At 50.6% G+C, this 16,923-nt stretch carries 16 protein-coding genes; 7 read left to right on the forward strand and 9 right to left on the reverse strand.

From position 1 onward, the window contains the following. Positions 1-32 precede the first annotated feature (32 nt). From WN56_RS00290 to WN56_RS00305, 3 genes are all read right to left on the reverse strand, one after another. Positions 33-1,226: an amino acid aminotransferase gene (locus WN56_RS00290; protein ID WP_046073075.1), complete on the reverse strand. Its 1,194-nt coding sequence runs from the start codon at positions 1,224-1,226 to the stop codon at positions 33-35. 193 nt (positions 1,227-1,419) lie between these two features. Continuing rightward, complete coding sequence (gene asnS / locus WN56_RS00300) at positions 1,420-2,820, reverse strand: asparagine--tRNA ligase (RefSeq protein WP_046073077.1); 1,401 nt, start codon at positions 2,818-2,820, stop codon at positions 1,420-1,422. A 103-nt stretch (positions 2,821-2,923) separates the two neighbouring features. Beyond that, positions 2,924-4,438 carry a methyl-accepting chemotaxis protein gene (locus WN56_RS00305; RefSeq protein ID WP_231637367.1) on the reverse strand — a complete coding sequence of 505 codons (1,515 nt, stop codon included), beginning with the start codon at positions 4,436-4,438 and terminating at the stop codon, positions 2,924-2,926. A 372-nt stretch (positions 4,439-4,810) separates the two neighbouring features. Between WN56_RS00305 and queD the strand changes: the two genes are divergently transcribed. Further along, positions 4,811-5,173 carry a 6-carboxytetrahydropterin synthase QueD gene (gene queD, locus WN56_RS00310; RefSeq protein WP_046073079.1) on the forward strand — a complete coding sequence of 121 codons (363 nt, stop codon included), beginning with the start codon at positions 4,811-4,813 and terminating at the stop codon, positions 5,171-5,173. A gap of 66 nt (positions 5,174-5,239) precedes the next feature. Here the strand turns inward: queD and queE are convergent, their stop codons facing one another. Next, positions 5,240-5,905 (reverse strand): 7-carboxy-7-deazaguanine synthase QueE, encoded by a 666-nt coding sequence (gene queE, locus WN56_RS00315; protein WP_046073080.1) that lies wholly within the window; start codon positions 5,903-5,905, stop codon positions 5,240-5,242. 264 nt (positions 5,906-6,169) lie between these two features. On the opposite strand from queE, the gene WN56_RS00320 reads away from it, so the two are divergent. Further along, positions 6,170-7,384 (forward strand): ROK family transcriptional regulator, encoded by a 1,215-nt coding sequence (locus tag WN56_RS00320; protein ID WP_046073081.1) that lies wholly within the window; start codon positions 6,170-6,172, stop codon positions 7,382-7,384. A 124-nt stretch (positions 7,385-7,508) separates the two neighbouring features. Here WN56_RS00320 and sstT read toward each other — a convergent pair whose 3' ends face one another. The 4 genes from sstT to WN56_RS00340 form a co-directional block, all read right to left on the reverse strand. Beyond that, positions 7,509-8,726: a serine/threonine transporter SstT gene (sstT, locus tag WN56_RS00325; protein ID WP_046073082.1), complete on the reverse strand. Its 1,218-nt coding sequence runs from the start codon at positions 8,724-8,726 to the stop codon at positions 7,509-7,511. 306 nt (positions 8,727-9,032) lie between these two features. Beyond that, on the reverse strand, positions 9,033-9,707 hold the full coding sequence (locus WN56_RS00330; protein ID WP_046073083.1) for a ChrR family anti-sigma-E factor: 675 nt from the start codon (positions 9,705-9,707) through the stop codon (positions 9,033-9,035). Then, on the reverse strand, positions 9,704-10,273 hold the full coding sequence (locus WN56_RS00335) for a sigma-70 family RNA polymerase sigma factor (RefSeq protein WP_108743076.1): 570 nt from the start codon (positions 10,271-10,273) through the stop codon (positions 9,704-9,706). The genes WN56_RS00330 and WN56_RS00335 overlap by 4 nt, the downstream gene beginning before the upstream one ends. Positions 10,274-10,399: 126 nt before the next feature. Beyond that, complete coding sequence (locus WN56_RS00340) at positions 10,400-10,969, reverse strand: LON peptidase substrate-binding domain-containing protein (RefSeq protein WP_046073085.1); 570 nt, start codon at positions 10,967-10,969, stop codon at positions 10,400-10,402. Between the two features lie 155 nt (positions 10,970-11,124). On the opposite strand from WN56_RS00340, the gene WN56_RS00345 reads away from it, so the two are divergent. The 4 genes from WN56_RS00345 (at position 11,125) to WN56_RS00360 (ending at position 14,405) form a co-directional block, all read left to right on the forward strand. Next, positions 11,125-11,922, forward strand: a complete 798-nt coding sequence (locus tag WN56_RS00345; protein WP_046073086.1) for a MetQ/NlpA family ABC transporter substrate-binding protein — start codon at positions 11,125-11,127, stop codon at positions 11,920-11,922. Positions 11,923-12,096: 174 nt separating this feature from the next. Beyond that, entirely contained in the window at positions 12,097-13,311 is a 1,215-nt protein-coding gene (locus tag WN56_RS00350; RefSeq protein WP_046073087.1) for a multidrug effflux MFS transporter, read from the forward strand. Next, positions 13,308-13,850, forward strand: coding sequence for a GNAT family N-acetyltransferase (locus WN56_RS00355; RefSeq protein WP_046073088.1), 543 nt, complete (start codon positions 13,308-13,310; stop codon positions 13,848-13,850). The genes WN56_RS00350 and WN56_RS00355 overlap by 4 nt, the downstream gene beginning before the upstream one ends. A gap of 129 nt (positions 13,851-13,979) precedes the next feature. Next, entirely contained in the window at positions 13,980-14,405 is a 426-nt protein-coding gene (locus tag WN56_RS00360) for a VOC family protein (RefSeq protein WP_231637368.1), read from the forward strand. Positions 14,406-14,486: 81 nt separating this feature from the next. Here WN56_RS00360 and bioA read toward each other — a convergent pair whose 3' ends face one another. Beyond that, positions 14,487-15,761 carry an adenosylmethionine--8-amino-7-oxononanoate transaminase gene (bioA, locus tag WN56_RS00365; RefSeq protein ID WP_197075732.1) on the reverse strand — a complete coding sequence of 425 codons (1,275 nt, stop codon included), beginning with the start codon at positions 15,759-15,761 and terminating at the stop codon, positions 14,487-14,489. A gap of 108 nt (positions 15,762-15,869) precedes the next feature. Between bioA and bioB the strand changes: the two genes are divergently transcribed. Beyond that, positions 15,870-16,922, forward strand: coding sequence for a biotin synthase BioB (bioB, locus tag WN56_RS00370; protein ID WP_046073091.1), 1,053 nt, complete (start codon positions 15,870-15,872; stop codon positions 16,920-16,922). Position 16,923 lies beyond the last annotated feature (1 nt).

The following is a 16,923-nucleotide window of genomic DNA, read 5'->3' on the forward strand; positions in this document are numbered from 1 at the left end:
GCCCTTTTGTTTCAGTTTTAAGACAGCGGTGCTTAGTCTAAAACCTTTGCGATGGCAGTGCAAAGTGGCACCATGTTGGTGTGCGTCATGCCTGCCACATTTAAACGGCCTGAGCCGACGATATACACGCCATGATCGGCTTTTAGTGCATTGACTTGGTCTTTATTGAGCCCAGAGAACGAGAACATGCCGTTTTGCTGCTCGATAAAGCTAAAGTCACGCGACACACCTTGCGCTTTCAATGTTTTGACAAATTCGGTACGCATGGTTTTGATGCGATCGCGCATGTCTGCTAGCTCTTGCAACCACTGCGCCTTGAGCGTCGCGTCGTTCAAGATGGTGGTCACTACGGCGGCGCCGTGAGCGGGTGGGTTAGAGTAAATAACGCGGGCAATGGTTTTCACCTGACTAAACGCTTTGGTGGCTTCTTCTTGATTACGGCCAACGAGCGTAAAGGCGCCCACTCGCTCATTATACAAACCAAAGTTTTTCGAAAATGAGCTCGCGATAAGCAGCTCAGGACATACCTGAGTAAAAATACGTAAGCCGGCAGCATCTTCTTCGACGCCAGTGGCAAAGCCTTGATAAGCAAAGTCGAACATCGGCAGCAGGCCTTTACGCTGACAGAGTTCAGCGAGGGTTTGCCACTCTTGCTCGGTAGGGTCGATGCCAGTCGGGTTATGGCAGCAGCCATGAAGGAGAACAACATCACCTGAGCTTGCTTTCTCAAGGTCAGAGACCATGGCTGCAAAGTCTTTATCGTTTTTCGCCGCATCGTAATAGCTGTATTCAGCTAAAGGAAGGCCAGCGGCAGTAAATACGCCCTTATGATTTGCCCAAGTTGGATTGCTGATCCAAACCGTGACATCGCCAAGATGACGTTTAATAAACTCGCCAGCCAAGCGAAGCGCACCGGTTCCACCTGGTGAGTGTGCGGTTTGCGCGCGTTTGTCGTTGATAACGTCAGCTTGCTCACCGAACAGCAGTTGTTGCACCGCGAGGCCATATTCGGCCGTGCCAGGAATGCTTAAGTAAGACTTGGTGCTTTCTCTGTCGAGAAGTAACGCTTCGGCTTTTTTGACAGAAGGGAGTACCGGCGTTTCGCCATGCTCGTTTTTGTAGACGCCTACCCCGAGATTGATTTTGTCTTCACGGGGGTCAGCTTTATATTCTTCAGTCAGTCCTAGAATAGGATCAGCGGGAGCGGCAGAGATTTTCTCAAACATTGGTGTCGTCCATGGTTATGATGAATGAAAGTCAAACTGGCTTTTTTATAACACTTGTCGAGAAGAATAGAAACCGAAGGACAAGCGGACCAGTCATGTGTTTTGTATTGGTTTATGCTGTAAAAGCAGTTTTTACGCGGAAAAAACACAAGAAAAAGGCTGCAATATGCAGCCTTTTGAATAGCAAACCGATTTAGAAGTTGGCATTGCGTGGTGAGCGAGGGAAAGGGATCACATCGCGAATGTTGCTCATTCCGGTTACGTAGGAAACGAGGCGCTCAAAGCCCAAACCAAAGCCTGAATGAGGGACTGTGCCATAGCGGCGCAGATCGCGGTACCACCAGAAATCTTCTTTCTCAAGGCCCATTTCTTCTAAGCGTTGGTCAAGTACATCAAGACGCTCTTCACGTTGAGAGCCACCGATAATTTCGCCAATACCCGGTGCTAACACGTCCATCGCGGCAACGGTTTTGCCGTCATCGTTCATGCGCATGTAGAAGGCTTTAATGTCTTTCGGGTAGTTTTTAACGACCACCGGCGCATTAAAGTGCTCTTCTGCAAGATAACGCTCGTGTTCAGACGCTAAATCGATTCCCCATTCAACTGGGAATTCGAATGTTTGGCCGCTGTTTTGCAAGATGGTGACCGCATCGGTGTAATCCACTTGGGCAAAATCTGCATTAACAAATTTTTCCAGACGCGTGAGCACGTCTTTGTTAATGCGTTGCTCAAAGAATTTCATGTCGTCTTGGCGCTCTTCAAGCACGGCTTTGAACACGTACTTAAGCATGGCTTCTGCCAAGGCCGCCGAATCATCCAGGTCGGCAAAGGCCACTTCTGGCTCAACCATCCAAAACTCCGCCAAGTGACGGCTGGTGTTTGAGTTCTCCGCGCGGAAGGTTGGACCGAAGGTGTAGACTTTGCTCAACGCACAGGCATAGGTTTCAGCGTTTAACTGACCCGATACGGTCAAGAAGGCTTCTTTGCCAAAAAAGTCTTGGTCAAAGTCGACGTCGCCTTGCTCGGTTTTGGGCACATTGGCCAAGTCTAAGGTAGAGACGCGGAACATCTCGCCAGCACCTTCACAGTCTGAGGCGGTGATCAATGGCGCAGACATCCAGTAATAGCCTTGCTCATGGAAAAAGCGGTGGATCGCTTGTGACAAGGTGTGGCGAACCCGCGCCACCGCACCAATCACGTTTGAGCGTGGGCGCAAATGGGCCACTTCACGCAAGTATTCGATAGAATGACGTGTTTTCGCCATTGGATAGGTATCAGGGTCGTCTACCCAACCGACGACTTTTACGGCTGTGGCTTGCAGCTCATAGGCTTGGCCTTTTCCTGGCGACTCTACCACGTTACCCGTGACTTCAACTGAGCAGCCAGCGGTCAAGCGAAGAACGTCTTGCTGATAATTATCCAGCTCATTAGGGACCACGGCCTGAATAGGGTCAAAACAAGAGCCATCGTAAATGGCAAGAAAAGAAATACCGGCTTTGGAATCTCGGCGTGACCGGACCCATCCACGCACAGTCACTTCAGTGTCGACTGCCGCCTTGCCGCGCAGGACGTCTACTACAGGCGCGTATGTCATAATTCGCTTCTATCTCCGTTTAGGGTAACGCGGTTATTCAGTGACAACCGCATCAGTCATTTTGCAAGTTAGGCTAGCAAGTTTACCTGTATCCTGTATAGCTTCAAGACTTGAGCGAGTCTGAGAGCTTAAATTGGCCAATTAATCCCTCTAACTGCTCAACCAGTTGCTCAAGATTCGCGCTGATAGCTTTGACCTCATTGGCATTGCTGGCGGTATCGTTAGCATGGCTTTGGATTCGGCCAACTTGAGAGAGTAGGGCATCGGTCATTTGCGCTTGGTGTTCGCTTTGTTGGCTAATATCGTCCGCGTTGTTATTCACGGTGGTGACTTGCTCGGCGATATTGCCCAGCGCCTCAGAGAGAGCCATAACGGTTTCGCCTCGCTGATTAGCACTGTCACTGGTCGCTTCCACCGCTTGTGCTGAGGCTTCGCTACCTGCACATAGGTTTTCGATAATGGTCTGGATTTCTCCGGTTGCGTCGTGGCTGCGGCTGGCAAGGTTACGCACTTCTTCAGCAACCACCGCAAAACCACGGCCTTGTTCGCCAGCACGCGCGGCTTCGATAGCGGCATTTAACGCGAGCAAGTTGGTTTGTTCGGCAATTTCACGAATCACCCCCAGAATAGTGGTCACTTGCTGGCTTTGTTGATTCACATCCAAAATTTGGCTGCGCACCTGGCTTATATCTTCGACTAACTTGCGAATATCATTGGCGGCAACGTTAGCGAGATCACTGCCTTGGTTGGCGCTGGTGGCCGCTGATTCACTCAGTTGCGCCGCTTCTTGGGTGCGGTTTTGAATATCATGTTGGTGTTGTTGAACATTATCGATCGCCGATGACATATCATTGGTTTCATGACGCTGGCTATCCGCTAATTGGTCGGTATGGCTAGAGACGCGAATCAAGTTCATCGCCTCGGCTGACAGCGTTTCAGAGGTGCGCTGAACTTGTTGCAAGCTGGCAGAGAAGTTATCAAGCAACTGATCACAGCTATCACATAGCTCACCGATTTCATCGCCTCGGGTATCGTTGAGACGCTCGGCCAGATTTTTATCATGGCTGGTACGTTTCATGAACGCAGAGACCCGCTTGAGCGGAGACACTACCCACCGACGGATCACCGTTAATGAGATCAGAAAACCGATCACAGCAATGCTTCCCATGATCCCGGCAGTAATGAGCATTTCTTTATCTATGGTGCCGTAAAGCGGCTCGAGATCGTACTCAAGGCGAATCACCCCCAGCACCGTCCCTTCTTCCGCCACGTGGCACTGCAGACAGTTAGTACCGCGGTAGTCGCTGCTTGCTTTCATTGGTAGGGCAACCACGAGTCCTTTTTCGCCATTGCTGTCGACGGTTTCAACGATGGTTTCACCGTCTAGGGCACGCTGATCAATCGCATCTTGCGGCGATTGTTCGGGGTTACCGGGACCAAAAAAGCGAGTAATAGCGTCGGAGCGGATCACACGCGCTTCTTCAATACCTTCATGAGAAAGCATTTTTTCTCGCAAGGTATTTCGTTGGCTAATGGTGCCCGTCAACATCAACATGTTAAGGCTATCAAAGTAGTTAGAGGCTTTATCGAGCGTTTGCTGACTAACAATCGAAGTCATCAGTGCCTTTTGCTGATGAGATTGGTAGGCCAAGGACGTGACGAGCACCAGAGCGAAAACAAGAAAAAGAGCAAGAAGAATTTTGCTCGCAAGGGTCATGCGCATGAGTCAACCATTTGTTATTAAGTTATAGAGTTATCAGTTATAGCCTGTAGCCACTATGTTAAACCCAGAGTGCGCAAGTAAGGGAGTCCCCATATAAAATGTGTGATTTCATCGACGTAAATCGTCCCGTTAGTGAGACACGAGCCCGCATTGTTGGCTGAATGCTAGGTTGGAATGTTGCGTGCGCTTAGCCAGTGAGGAATGCGATTGAGTCATCCGGCTAATTTGAGTAGCATGCGGCCTCTTATTGTTGTTGGAAGAGATAAAATGACCACCGAGTTGTTTAAAGAGTTCACCTTTGAAGCGGCACACCACCTTCCTAATGTCCCTGAGGGACATAAGTGTGGTCGCTTACATGGACACTCTTTTATCGTGCGTTTGTACGTAGAAGGTGAGGTGGATCCTCACACAGGTTGGGTAATTGATTTTGCGGAAATCAAAGCGGCGTTTAAGCCTATCTATAACCGCCTTGATCATTATTATCTCAATGAGATTGAAGGGCTAGAGAATCCGACCAGCGAAGTACTCGCACAGTGGATTTGGCAACAAGTTAAGCCAAATTTACCCTTACTCAGTAAAGTGATGGTGAAAGAGACCTGCACCGCCGGCTGTACCTATTACGGTGACTGAGTGTCGTGGCGCTGCGCGAGTCACGCGGTTTTGAGTAACGGCGACCCAAGCCGTTGCTCTCCATGCTCAGGCAATCGACAGATACTTATGTGTCTGTATCGATAGGCGCCAGCCTCGTTGAATGCAAGTATCAATGCACAGCTGGGTCGCGCGCGCTTTTTGGCTCACGGGCTGTAATGCAATCGTTGCTGTATCAGCCGGTGGGCAGGTGGCGAGTAGCGCATCAAGCTGATCGATGTCTTTTTCTGTGCCGACCGGGTGCTTTACCTCATTCGCCCGCGCCATCGCTTCCTTAAGCACTGGCAACTTCCCTCGCATATGGATTTTCGGAGACACAGTGACCCACGTATTGGCGGATGCGTGGATAGGGTAGGTGCCGCTCGTTTCTATTTGGCATTGGCACCCTGCCGCTTCTAGCGCATGGGTTAACGGCCTTAAGTCATAAAGACAAGGTTCGCCACCGGTAATCACAATATGGCGCGCGTGGTAGCGGCTTAAAATGTCGGCGGTAATCGCATTGCCATCAAGCCAGCACCAAGCGGGAGAATCCTCAGATTTATCAATAATAAAAATTTTGTCTTTCTGATCTTTCTCATCGGTTTCCCAAGTTTGCTTGGTATCGCACCAGGCGCAACCGACAGGACACCCTTGTAAGCGAACAAAGACAGAGGGAACCCCTGTAAACGTGCCTTCACCCTGAATGGTTTCAAATATTTCGTTGACTCGGTACATGATGGTTTATAGCGATAGATATAAAGCGCCACATTATGCCAATGAATACGACTGAGATCTTGTTTTTTCACGCGTGATTAGCCTTTGAACAGCGTTACTGTTTAAGCGGGTTTTGTGAGTTTGTACGCGATTTCATCGATCTAAAGTGACCCACATCACGGGGTAGCAGCTTGCTGCTTCACAATTAGTTCGCGAAGTAAAAAAATTCACGGAGATAGGTGATATCAGGGGTATCACCATGGCCAAGCAGTTATAGGACAAGGCATGATTATTGGGCAGCCGGGACATATCGATCACATTAAGCGTAAAAATGCGGGCACGATTTATAATTTAATCGACCGCTTTGCGCCGATTTCTCGGATTGAGCTTTCGAAGCGCAGTCAATTGGCGCCTGCCAGTATTACCAAAATTGTCCGGGAGTTGATGGATGCGCACTTGGTCAAAGAAACACAAATACAGGGCACCAGCATGCGTGGCCGGCCCGCTGTTGGTCTGGTGCTGGACAATGAAGGCTGGCAGTTCTTATCGATGCGCCTTGGCCGTGGTTATCTCACCATGGCATTGCACTCACTGAGTAGTGAAATCCTTATTCAAGAACGCCATGAAATTGATGTCATTGCACAGGATGCCTTGCTTTCCACGGTGGTTGAATACGTAAAAGCCTTTTTCTCACGCCACCAACAAACGGTTGATCGTGTTACCAGCATTGCGGTCTCGCTCCCGGGCTTGGTGAACAGCGCCCAAGGTACAGTGATCCAAATGCCGCATTTTGAGGTTGACCATATGCCGCTGGGGCCCGTGTTGCATCGTGAGACTGGGCTGCCCGTATTTGTGGGCAATGATACACGCTCGTGGGCATTGGCAGAGAAGTTATTTGGCAACGCAAAAGAATCCGATAGCGCGGTACTAGTCGCGGTTCACAATGGCGTCGGCGCGGGGATCATGCTGGAGGGAAAGGTACTCCAGGGGCGTGTTGGCAATGTGGGCGAGCTTGGTCATATTCAGGTTAAGCCTTTTGGTAAACGCTGTTTTTGCGGTAACTATGGTTGCCTGGAAACGGTCGCCAGTCTTTCTGCCGTGTATGAACAGGTACAGACGCTGCTCGATGAGGGGCACGCGAGCCAGTTACAGGGGAAACCGTTAACCATAGAAGCAATCTGTGATGCGGCAGTGGCAGGCGATGGACTCGCGCATCAGGTGATCACGGAGTTGGGGCATCATCTGGGTACGGCTATCGCGATTGTGGTGAATTTATTCAACCCAGAAAAAATACTCTTCGGCGGCGAGTTTAATCGTGCCAAGAGCGTGCTTTATCCGGCGATTATGGAGTGCTTAAAGACGCAAACCATCCCACTGTACAGTAAGCACCTCGTGTTGGAAGAAAGCTATTTTTATACCCAGGCCACCATGCCGGGCGCCGCGATGGTCAAACAAGCCATGTACGATGGCAACTTACTGATGAAGGTTCTGGAGGGGTAGTGTCGCGCGGTGTGACACACTGGAAAGACGACAGTCAATGACGGCCTAAGCGCCTGGGTCAGCGATAAAAAAAAGCAGGTGACGTGCACCTGCTTTTTTGAAAGTGTTTCTTTAAATAGCCATGTTAACTATTTTTTCTTTCTTCGGCCATGCAAGCTGCCGCGGTAAATACCACATCCGTTGAGCTGTTGAGCCCTGTTTCTGCGGAATCTTGCAAGACGCCAATGGTAAAGCCAATTCCCACGACTTGCATGGCAATCTCTTGTGGGATCCCAAACAAGTTACAGGCCAGTGGGATCAGCAGCAGTGAGCCGCCGGCCACACCGGATGCACCACAGGCCGATACCGCCGCGACAATACTTAGTAGCACCGCAGTAGCGATGTCCACCTCAATGCCCAGCGTATGAACCGCCGCTAACGTTAATACCGTAATGGTGATCGCCGCACCGCCCATGTTGATGGTTGCACCCAGTGGAATAGACACTGAGTAGGTGTCTTCATCCAAATCAAGGCGGCGGCACAATTGCATATTCACCGGGATGTTAGCCGCTGAACTACGGGTAAAGAAGGCGGTTATGCCACTTTCACGTAGGCATTTTAAAACCAGTGGGTATGGGTTTTGACCTGTTTTGAAGTACACAATCGCTGGGTTAACCACGAGTGCGATGGTGAACATACTACCCAATAGCACACCGAGAAGGTGAACATAGCCCGCGAGGGCATCAAAACCACTTTTAGCCAGTGTGCTCGCGACCAAGCCGAAGATACCCAAAGGTGCAAAACGGATCACAAAGCGCACGATCATCGACACGCCTTCTGACACGTCGGAAAACACGCGTTTGGTTTCGTTTGATGCATGGTGTAGGGCAATCCCTAAACCAATCGCCCAGGCTAGGATCCCGATATAGTTGCCGTTCATCAATGCGCTAACGGGATTATCCACGATATTGAAAAGCAGCGTATTCAATACCTGGCCAATCCCTTCAGGTGGTGTGATGCTGGCATCTGTGGTCGCAAATTCCAGGGTCGTGGGGAACAAGAAGCTCATGGTGACTGCCGTCAGCGAGGCAGCAAGCGTACCGACAAGGTACAGACCAATAATAGGGCGCATATTGGCGCGCTGCCCTTGTTTTTGGTTAGCAATAGAAGCCGCCACTAAAACGAAGACCAAAATGGGGGCAACGGCTTTCAACGCGCTGACAAAGAGTTGTCCGAACAGTCCTGCATTCGCTGCCCACTCAGGAGACAGGTATGCAAGGACACCACCGGCAAGAATACCGACAAGGATTTGAAGTACCAACGAGTTGCCTCGGCTGACACTGGCGAGTTGTGTTTGACTCATGTGACTCTCACTTCACTGTGTTTATTATCAATGGCTGTTAATGAATCGTTAGAAGTGACGAATTAAACCAGTTTGATTCACCCGATGTAAAGGGAAAATTACTACTTTGCACTAGTTATGTAGGACTGAGCCGGAGAGTTGTCATTAAGTAAAGGTTTACCAGGTGTAATTATTCTGTTACCGCCACGAGATTAATGGCGATAATGGAGAGCATCGCCGAGCAAAAGCACGCATTCCGTTGCCTCTTTAGCATAAAAAAAGGCGGCTTCGCAGCCGCCAGAAGGATAACAACTAACACAGAATTTTTTAGTAAATCGCATGTCCCACGGTATTGAGTAATTTGCTCACACCTTTGGTGAAATAAAGCGGTGCATCTGCCACCGTGTAGCACAAACACCCTTGTTTGGTGAATGGCGTATGATGATGGCGACTATCGAGCAAAATAAAATCACCCGGTACGTATTCGCCACTTTCATCCTCGAACGTACCATCAAGCAAAAGGGTTAACTCATAGCCTTTGTGCGTGTGCGCAGGCACCGAGCCGCCCTCATCAATATGGAGGAAACTGGCACGTGTTGCCCCTTCATCAAGGTTCAACCGGGCGCGCTGTACTTTGCCAAAAGATGACCAGTTAGAATCACTAAAGCGCTGTAGCGCGCGTGGCAACGTGTAGGTCTTGTTACTCACACTTATTTGTGTTGCACGGACTGGTGTTTGCGCATCGACGGCACCATCATTGGCCGCTGCATCTTCGAAAATGGCAGCAAGCATTTCGTCTTCAGCCGCATAATCCCAATCAGCAACGATTATTTCTTCCTCGTCGAACGCTGAATCTGCAAGCGAGGCTTCTGCAGCGGCGACATATGCCTGGCATTCCTGGCAGAGCTCAACATGTGCTGACAACGCAATCGCCATCGAGGTGGGCAGTTTGCCAGCGGCAAACGCGTCAAGTAAGTCGGTCGATGGGTGATATTTAATCATTGTTTAACCTCCAGGTGATTGCGGAGCTTTTCCAGACCTAAACGCAATCGGGATTTTACGGTGCCCAACGGCACGTTTAACTGTTCTGACAACTCTTGGTGGGTAAGCTGTTTAAGATACACGCCTCTCACCACTTGTTGTTGCACGTCGGGTAACTCATCAATGAACGACAGCAACTCTTGATCCATCATATATTGCGCACCAGCATCCGACTCATTGTCCTGCTGGCCAGATTCGAGCACGGGCCAAATATCATCACTGAAGTTGTCTTCCCGGTTCGATTGCACCTTACGCAACATATCGAAGCTAATGTTACGCATGATGGTAAAGACCCACGTCGTCGCTGCGCCTTTATCGGCGTTGTACAAATGCGCTTTTCGCCACACAACCAACATGGTTTCCTGCACAAGCTCCATCGCTTGCCCATCAGCACGGAGATGCTTAGAGCCGTAAGAGCGAATCTTAGGGCCAAAAAACCGGAACAGGCGCTCGAAGGCAACACGGTCACGGTCTTCCGAGACTTTCAATAATAATGCAGACAACTCTTCCTTCGTCACGTCAGTCATGTTGGCACGCGTGTCCCGTCTGGAAATGGTGGTCTCAGTATACATGGTTTGTGGCGCAGTCATAGTTGAGTCCTATCTGTCGTAGCCGTCCATTTGGCTACCAGTACGTGGGTAGCAGTGATTGGATCACTCGACTTCCTCTTCGAGCAGCTGACTGATAAATTGTTTCGCTTCTTCTGCTGACTCTTGAGCAATAAACCATTGTTTTTGCGCATTAGAAAGCGGCAAAATTTCGAGCCAGCGCTGACAGCTCCAGGTTAAATCTTCGAAATGAGGCGCTTCATACTGTTCTGCGTGTTCAGGGTGAGCGGCAAAGACGTGTTTGAGCCCTGAGGCGATACGCGCTTTGTCGTCGGCTTGCGCCTCACCCAAATGCTCATCATGAGGCCAATCATTGAGTGCGCGCACATCGCCTACCCAAAGTTTGTCCGCTTCTTGGTCCGTCGACATAATTTCTACCCGCTGGCGACCGGCGATCGTGATCCCTAGCAAGCCGTCGGGCAGTGTTTCGAAATCGACGATGTCGACTAAGGTGCCGTACTTGTAGAGACGCTTTCCCTGCATCATTGCCAGCACAAATCCTTCTTGATTCGCTGAGCACTCACGGACGAGGCGTAAATAACGAGGTTCAAAAATGCGCAGTTTGGCTCTGCCTCCCGGTAACAAAAACAGGGGCAAAGGAAACAGCTTAGTCATACTCATGCCTCCTTCTATCGATTTAACATGTCCTCCATTACGCGTAGGACAATGGATGCGATCAAGCCGGCCCTTGTATCAAGCTAATCATATTGACATTAATTATCCATATGGCATTCTGGATGTCTAAATGGCCAATTAGCAAGGTAAAGGGAATGAAGATAAAACAACTCAGCGCAAGTCTCGCGATACTTCTCGCGGCGGTATTCCTCTCAGGGTGTTCCGACCAAACTGAAACCATTAAAATTGGCGCAACGGTCGGTCCCCACGCGCAAGTGGTTGAATCGGTGGCTGAGCAAGCGAAAGAAGAAGGGATTGATATTGAAGTCGTAGAGTTCTCTGATTACATCTCGCCTAATGCAGGGTTAGCGGATGGTAGTTTGGATTTAAACAGTTATCAGCATCAGCCGTTTCTCGACAATTTCAACCAAAACCACGATAGCGAGTTGGTAGCGATTGGTCGCTCAATCTTAATGCGGATGGGGATTTATTCTGACAAAGTCGACAAGGTCGAGGCGTTAGCGAATGGCGCACAAATTGCGATCCCCAATGATCCCACAAATGCGGGTCGCGCGCTGTTATTGCTGGAAGACGCAGGATTGATTACGTTGGCTGACAATGTTGGCTTTAAAGCCACGCTGCAAGATGTTCAATCCAACCCTAAACAGCTCGAATTTGTGGAAGTAGAAGCGGCACAGCTGCCTCGCAGTTTGCAAGATGTCGATGCCGCGGCGATCACCATGAATTATGTGATGTCATCAGGGCTTGATCCAAGCGAGCAGGGCATTTTCTTGGAATCTAAAGATGCGCCTCTCGCCGTTATGGTGGTGGCCGCACGCAAAGACGATCAAGATAACCCGACGTATCAGCGATTACTCGCGTTATTCCAGTCCAACAAAACACGTCAGTTTTTGCAAGATACGTTTAATGGCACCATAGAGCCTGCGTTTTAATTTATTGTCACCCAGTGAAATCGGCCAGTGCAACGCTGGCCGATGGCCAAACGTCACTATTTGTTTACCACTCATACAGTTATTACTGTTACCATAGTGATCTGTCGGTGATCCACAATGTGCTAGGATCGCGACGTCTACCTCCCCACATCAATAAAACGCATAGGAAACTGGATGCAATCGGCTAGTCGCCCATTTAATTGGTCGCCCGTATTGCTGGCATGCCTGACCGTCAGCATTGGGCAATTCAGCATGGGCTTAGTATTTCCGTCTTTGCCCTGGATCGCCCGAGATTTCAACCTCAGTATGGACAATGTCCAACTGCTTATCTCTGCCTATCTACTTGGTTTTGGACCATCACAGTTTATCTATGGGCCTATCTCAGATGCGCTTGGCCGTCGCCGCGTGTTGTTAGCCGGTGTGTTGCTTTCACTGATTGGCTTAACCGTGATGGTGAGTTTTAGCGCCAGCTTCACTGGCTTGGTCATTGGCCGCTGCATCCAAGGAATGGGGACCGGCTGCTGTGCCGTGCTCTCGCGTGCCTTTACCCGTGACTCTTATTCCGGGGATCAACTACCGCAAGCCATGTCATATTTGATTATGGTGGCGTCGTTGACCCCGATTGTGGCGCCCGTTATTGGCGGGTTCGTTAACCACAATCTAGGCTGGCTGGCGATCTTTATTTTGCTGATGGTGTACACCAGCTTGGTGTGGTGCGTACTGTTTTTCCTGTTTAAAGAAAGCATGCATACTCGTTCACCGTTGCCCAATGTGAAGGTGATTCTCGGCCGTTATGGTGCATTGTTAAAAACACCGTATTTTCTCTATTTCGCCAGTATTAGCTGGGTGAATTTTACCTTGGTGATCACCACGGTGTCGCTGATGCCATTTTTAATGCAAGAGCGCATCGGTATGACCTCGGATCAATATGCGCTGTGGGCGCTTATTCCGACATGTGGCTTATTGTTGGGGAGTGCGCTAGTTTCGCGCATTCGTCCGCGTTTAGGCACCAAGCGCATGCTGTTGATGGCACCCGTGATGCAGCTCATTTCTGCGGTTTGGTTATGGCTCACCCCGATGGACCCGTTACTGCTGATGATTGGGCAGTTCTTTATGGTGTTTGGCAACGGGATTGCGCTGCCGTGCGCCCAATCGCAGGTGATGCAACCTTACTCTAACCAAGCCGGCACCGTCGCTGCGCTCTCCGGTGGTGGACAGATGATTATTTCTGCGTTGATGAGTATGGCGCTATTGAGCTTGGGCGTTAGCGAAGCATGGCACCTTGGTGTGGTAGTGGGTGTGTGCGCGCTGCTCTCCGTGCACAATATCTTCCGCGGTTTTGCGGCACCGAAAGTCAACGTGGCCAGTACCCCGAGTGAGGCATCATGACAAATACAACATTGGAAACGGGCCTGTTTCCGCTGACAACCCCACGCCTGAGCATGCGGCCAATGGTCAAAGCGGACTGGCCGCTGTTCCACCGCCTACACACAGACAATGCCGTGATTGCGCAATGTTTTGACCCGATGCCACTGGATGAGATTGAAACCCGATTTGAGCAACGGCTTACGCCCTGGTCTCCTGACGCTAAGCACTGGTTGTGTTTGGTAATCGTAGAGACGGCGACGCAAACGCCAATCGGCGTCACCGGTTTTTTACTTGAGCAGGGTGTCGCTGAAGTCGGCTATTTACTGTTGCCCCCTTATCACGGGCGTGGTTATGGGACAGAGTCTTTGCAGGCCGTCACCGATTTTGCCATCCATCATGGTGATGCGCGAATCATCAACGCGACGGTAACCGCCGGTAATCTTTCCTCTGCGCGCGTGCTAGAAAAGGTAGGGTTTCAACTCAGCCGGATTGAACCCGATGCCTTCTCTATCGGCGGAGTGTTTTACGACGACTGGATCTACACCTATACCGCAGCATGATTTAAATGTTTTCCCCAGATCACTGATTTTGTTTTGTTCGTTGACCTCAAGTTATATTGAGGTTTTATCCTTGCCTTCGATGTTTAGCTTTCCAAGCTCAGTTTTCGATAGCACGGATAAAGGGAATGAATGATGACAACAATCGAACACGTCAATATTACTGTGGTGGACATGGAGGCGGCGTTAGCGTTTTTGGCGGTGGCTGTCCCCGATTTTAAAATTCGCCAAGATGCTCAGTCGCCAAAAGGATATCGTTGGGTACATGTGGGCAATGAGCACTGCTATTTTGCGCTGCAAGAGCCCAACCCAAGCTCAGAGCCCAGCATACAGCCACGTAGTACCTATAAATCTCAAGGCGTGAACCATATTGGGCTGATCATTGATGACATCGATACCATCCGCGAACGCTTGCTTGAAAAAGGTTATCAACCCAATGGTTCAATGGCGCACGAAACCCACCGCAAGCGGATGTACTTCTATGATAAAGCCGGTTTTGAGTGGGAATTGGTCGCTTACTCATCCGACAAACCGGAAGAAAGGTATCTCTACGAGTAACGCACAAAGCCGCACTGCTCGCTTTCCCAAAGAGAAGCACCGCCCCTTACTCAACGGGGCAGTGTGTGCGTCATCGACTCTCTACTCACCAAAAAACTGCTTGATTGCGGTGATCATGCCTTGGGTGAGTTGGTGGAGTTGGTCGTCGCGGATGCAATAGGGTGGCATCACATACACCAGTTTACCGAAGGGGCGGACCCAAATGCCTTGGGCGGTCATTAAGGGCTGAATATCGGCCAGATTCACCGGATCGGTCAGCTCTATCACGCCAATTGCGCCAAGCACACGCACGTCCGCCACACACTCGAGGGCGCGAGCAGGCGCTAAGCCGGTTTTTAGCTGCTTCTCGATGTGCGCGACGGTCTGCGGCCAGTCACTTTCCAGCAAGGTATCAATGCTGGCGCAGGCCACGGCACAGGCGAGTGGATTGCCCATAAAAGTGGGGCCGTGCATAAAACAGCCTGCATCACCGCTACAAACCGTATCGGCCACATGGCGGGTGGTTAGCGTGGCGGCCAAGGTCATGTATCCACCGGTCAGTGCCTTGCCGACGCAGAGTATATCTGGGCTGATCCCTGCGTGGTCGCAGGCAAATAGTTTTCCTGTTCGGCCAAAGCCAGTCGCAATTTCATCCACAATCAGCAGCACATCAAACTCATCGCACAGAGCGCGCACTTGACGCAGGTATTCAGGGTGATAAAAACGCATACCGCCTGCGCCTTGCACGATGGGCTCTAAGATCACGGCGGCCAGTTGGCCGTGATGCGCGGTGAGTGCTTCGCGCATAGGGCGTATATCGCTAGGGTCCCACTCACCGTCAAAGCGGCTTTGTGGGGAAGGCACAAAATGATGCTGGGGCAGAAACCCTTTGTAGAGTTTGTGCATCGAATTATCAGGATCCGTCACCGACATGGCAGCGAACGTGTCGCCATGATAGCCATGACGCAAGGTCAAAAACTGTGCGCGCGATTCGCCGCGTCCCTGCCAATATTGCATCGCCATTTTAAGCGCGACTTCTACTGACACAGATCCTGAATCGGCCAAAAACACTTGCGTGAGCGGGGCGGGTGAATGCGCGACCAAGCGCTCACAAAGCGATACCGCAGGCTGGTGGGTAAGACCGCCAAACATCACATGCGACATTTTATCGATTTGCTGATGCGCTGCGGTGTTCAAAGCAGGGTGGTTGTAGCCGTGAATGGCTGCCCACCATGATGACATGCCATCAATCAGAACAGTGCCATCTTCAAGATGGAGCTCGGCGCCGCTTGCGTGTGAGACGGGCAAGCAAGGCAAAGGATCGAGCGTTGAAGTGTAGGGATGCCAGATATGCTCGCGGTCAAAATGTGTGTTTATGCTCATAAATGAACCAGATGTAAACCAGTGTTATCTTGTTGTGTTGACAGGTTAACGTCTGTGGGTAGACTAGCCAAGCATTAAAACGACAACAACGGGGAAAACCGCGTGGAAATAAGACACAACTGGACCGCACAGGAAGTGCAAGCATTGTTCGATAAACCCTTCATGGATTTGCTGTTTGAAGCGCAGCAAGTGCATCGTGAATACCATCCTGCCAACCAAGTGCAAGTCAGCACACTGTTATCGATCAAAACCGGCGCGTGTCCAGAAGATTGCAAGTATTGTCCGCAAAGTGCGCGGTATCGCACCGATGTTGAGAAAGAGCGGTTAATGGAAGTGGAACGCGTGCTCGAAGCGGCAGAAAAAGCTAAAGCTTCAGGCGCGACGCGCTTTTGCATGGGGGCCGCCTGGAAAAACCCCAAGCAACGCGATATGCCGTATTTGCTTGATATGATCCAAGGCGTCAAAGGATTAGGGTTGGAAACCTGTATGACTCTGGGCATGTTGGATGCGGAGCAAGCCAAGACCTTGTCCGAGGCGGGTTTGGATTACTACAATCACAATCTCGATACCTCACCTGAGTTTTACGGCAATATTATTACCACGCGGACGTATCAAGAACGCCTCGATACCTTATCCAACGTGCGAGACGCGGGAATGAAGGTGTGTTCCGGCGGCATTATTGGCTTGGGTGAAAGTGCTCGCGATCGCGCGGGTTTGCTGGTTGAACTCGCCAACATGCCGGCTCACCCAGAAAGCGTGCCAATCAACATGCTGGTCAAAGTAAAAGGCACACCACTTGAGGACGTCGATGACGTCGACCCGTTCGATTTTGTCCGCATTATTGCGGTGGCGCGGATCATGATGCCCAAATCGGCAGTGCGACTGTCTGCCGGGCGCGAAGACATGAACGAGCAAATGCAAACCTTGTGCTTTATGGCTGGCGCCAACTCGATATTCTACGGCTGCAAGCTGTTGACCACACCAAACCCTGACGAAGATGCGGATATGCAGCTATTTAAAAAGCTGGGTATTAATCGCGAAGCGGTCAGCCAAAAGCCCGATCAAGTCACTGAGCACGACTTACTTGAGCAAGTGGCCGAGCGAGTGGCAGCGCGCCCGCAAGAGGGCGATTTGTTCTACGATGCCAGTGTCTAAG

Source organism: Salinivibrio sp. KP-1, from assembly GCF_000968645.1.
GTDB classification, from domain to species: domain Bacteria; phylum Pseudomonadota; class Gammaproteobacteria; order Enterobacterales; family Vibrionaceae; genus Salinivibrio; species Salinivibrio siamensis.

Bases quoted from the DNA above. Each gene is read 5' to 3' on its own strand.
- WN56_RS00345 (WP_046073086.1), top strand. From the start codon at position 11,125: ATGAAGATAAAACAACTCAGCGCAAGTCTCGCGATACTTCTCGCGGCG.
- WN56_RS00290 (WP_046073075.1), bottom strand. From the start codon at position 1,226: ATGTTTGAGAAAATCTCTGCCGCTCCCGCTGATCCTATTCTAGGACTG.
- WN56_RS00330 (WP_046073083.1), bottom strand. From the start codon at position 9,707: ATGATTAAATATCACCCATCGACCGACTTACTTGACGCGTTTGCCGCT.
- WN56_RS00340 (WP_046073085.1), bottom strand. From the start codon at position 10,969: ATGACTAAGCTGTTTCCTTTGCCCCTGTTTTTGTTACCGGGAGGCAGA.
- WN56_RS00335 (WP_108743076.1), bottom strand. From the start codon at position 10,273: ATGACTGACGTGACGAAGGAAGAGTTGTCTGCATTATTATTGAAAGTC.
- sstT (WP_046073082.1), bottom strand. From the start codon at position 8,726: ATGAGTCAAACACAACTCGCCAGTGTCAGCCGAGGCAACTCGTTGGTA.
- WN56_RS00355 (WP_046073088.1), top strand. From the start codon at position 13,308: ATGACAAATACAACATTGGAAACGGGCCTGTTTCCGCTGACAACCCCA.
- queD (WP_046073079.1), top strand. From the start codon at position 4,811: ATGACCACCGAGTTGTTTAAAGAGTTCACCTTTGAAGCGGCACACCAC.
- asnS (WP_046073077.1), bottom strand. From the start codon at position 2,820: ATGACATACGCGCCTGTAGTAGACGTCCTGCGCGGCAAGGCGGCAGTC.
- WN56_RS00350 (WP_046073087.1), top strand. From the start codon at position 12,097: ATGCAATCGGCTAGTCGCCCATTTAATTGGTCGCCCGTATTGCTGGCA.
- WN56_RS00305 (WP_231637367.1), bottom strand. From the start codon at position 4,438: ATGACTTCGATTGTTAGTCAGCAAACGCTCGATAAAGCCTCTAACTAC.
- WN56_RS00320 (WP_046073081.1), top strand. From the start codon at position 6,170: ATGATTATTGGGCAGCCGGGACATATCGATCACATTAAGCGTAAAAAT.
- queE (WP_046073080.1), bottom strand. From the start codon at position 5,905: ATGTACCGAGTCAACGAAATATTTGAAACCATTCAGGGTGAAGGCACG.
- WN56_RS00360 (WP_231637368.1), top strand. From the start codon at position 13,980: ATGATGACAACAATCGAACACGTCAATATTACTGTGGTGGACATGGAG.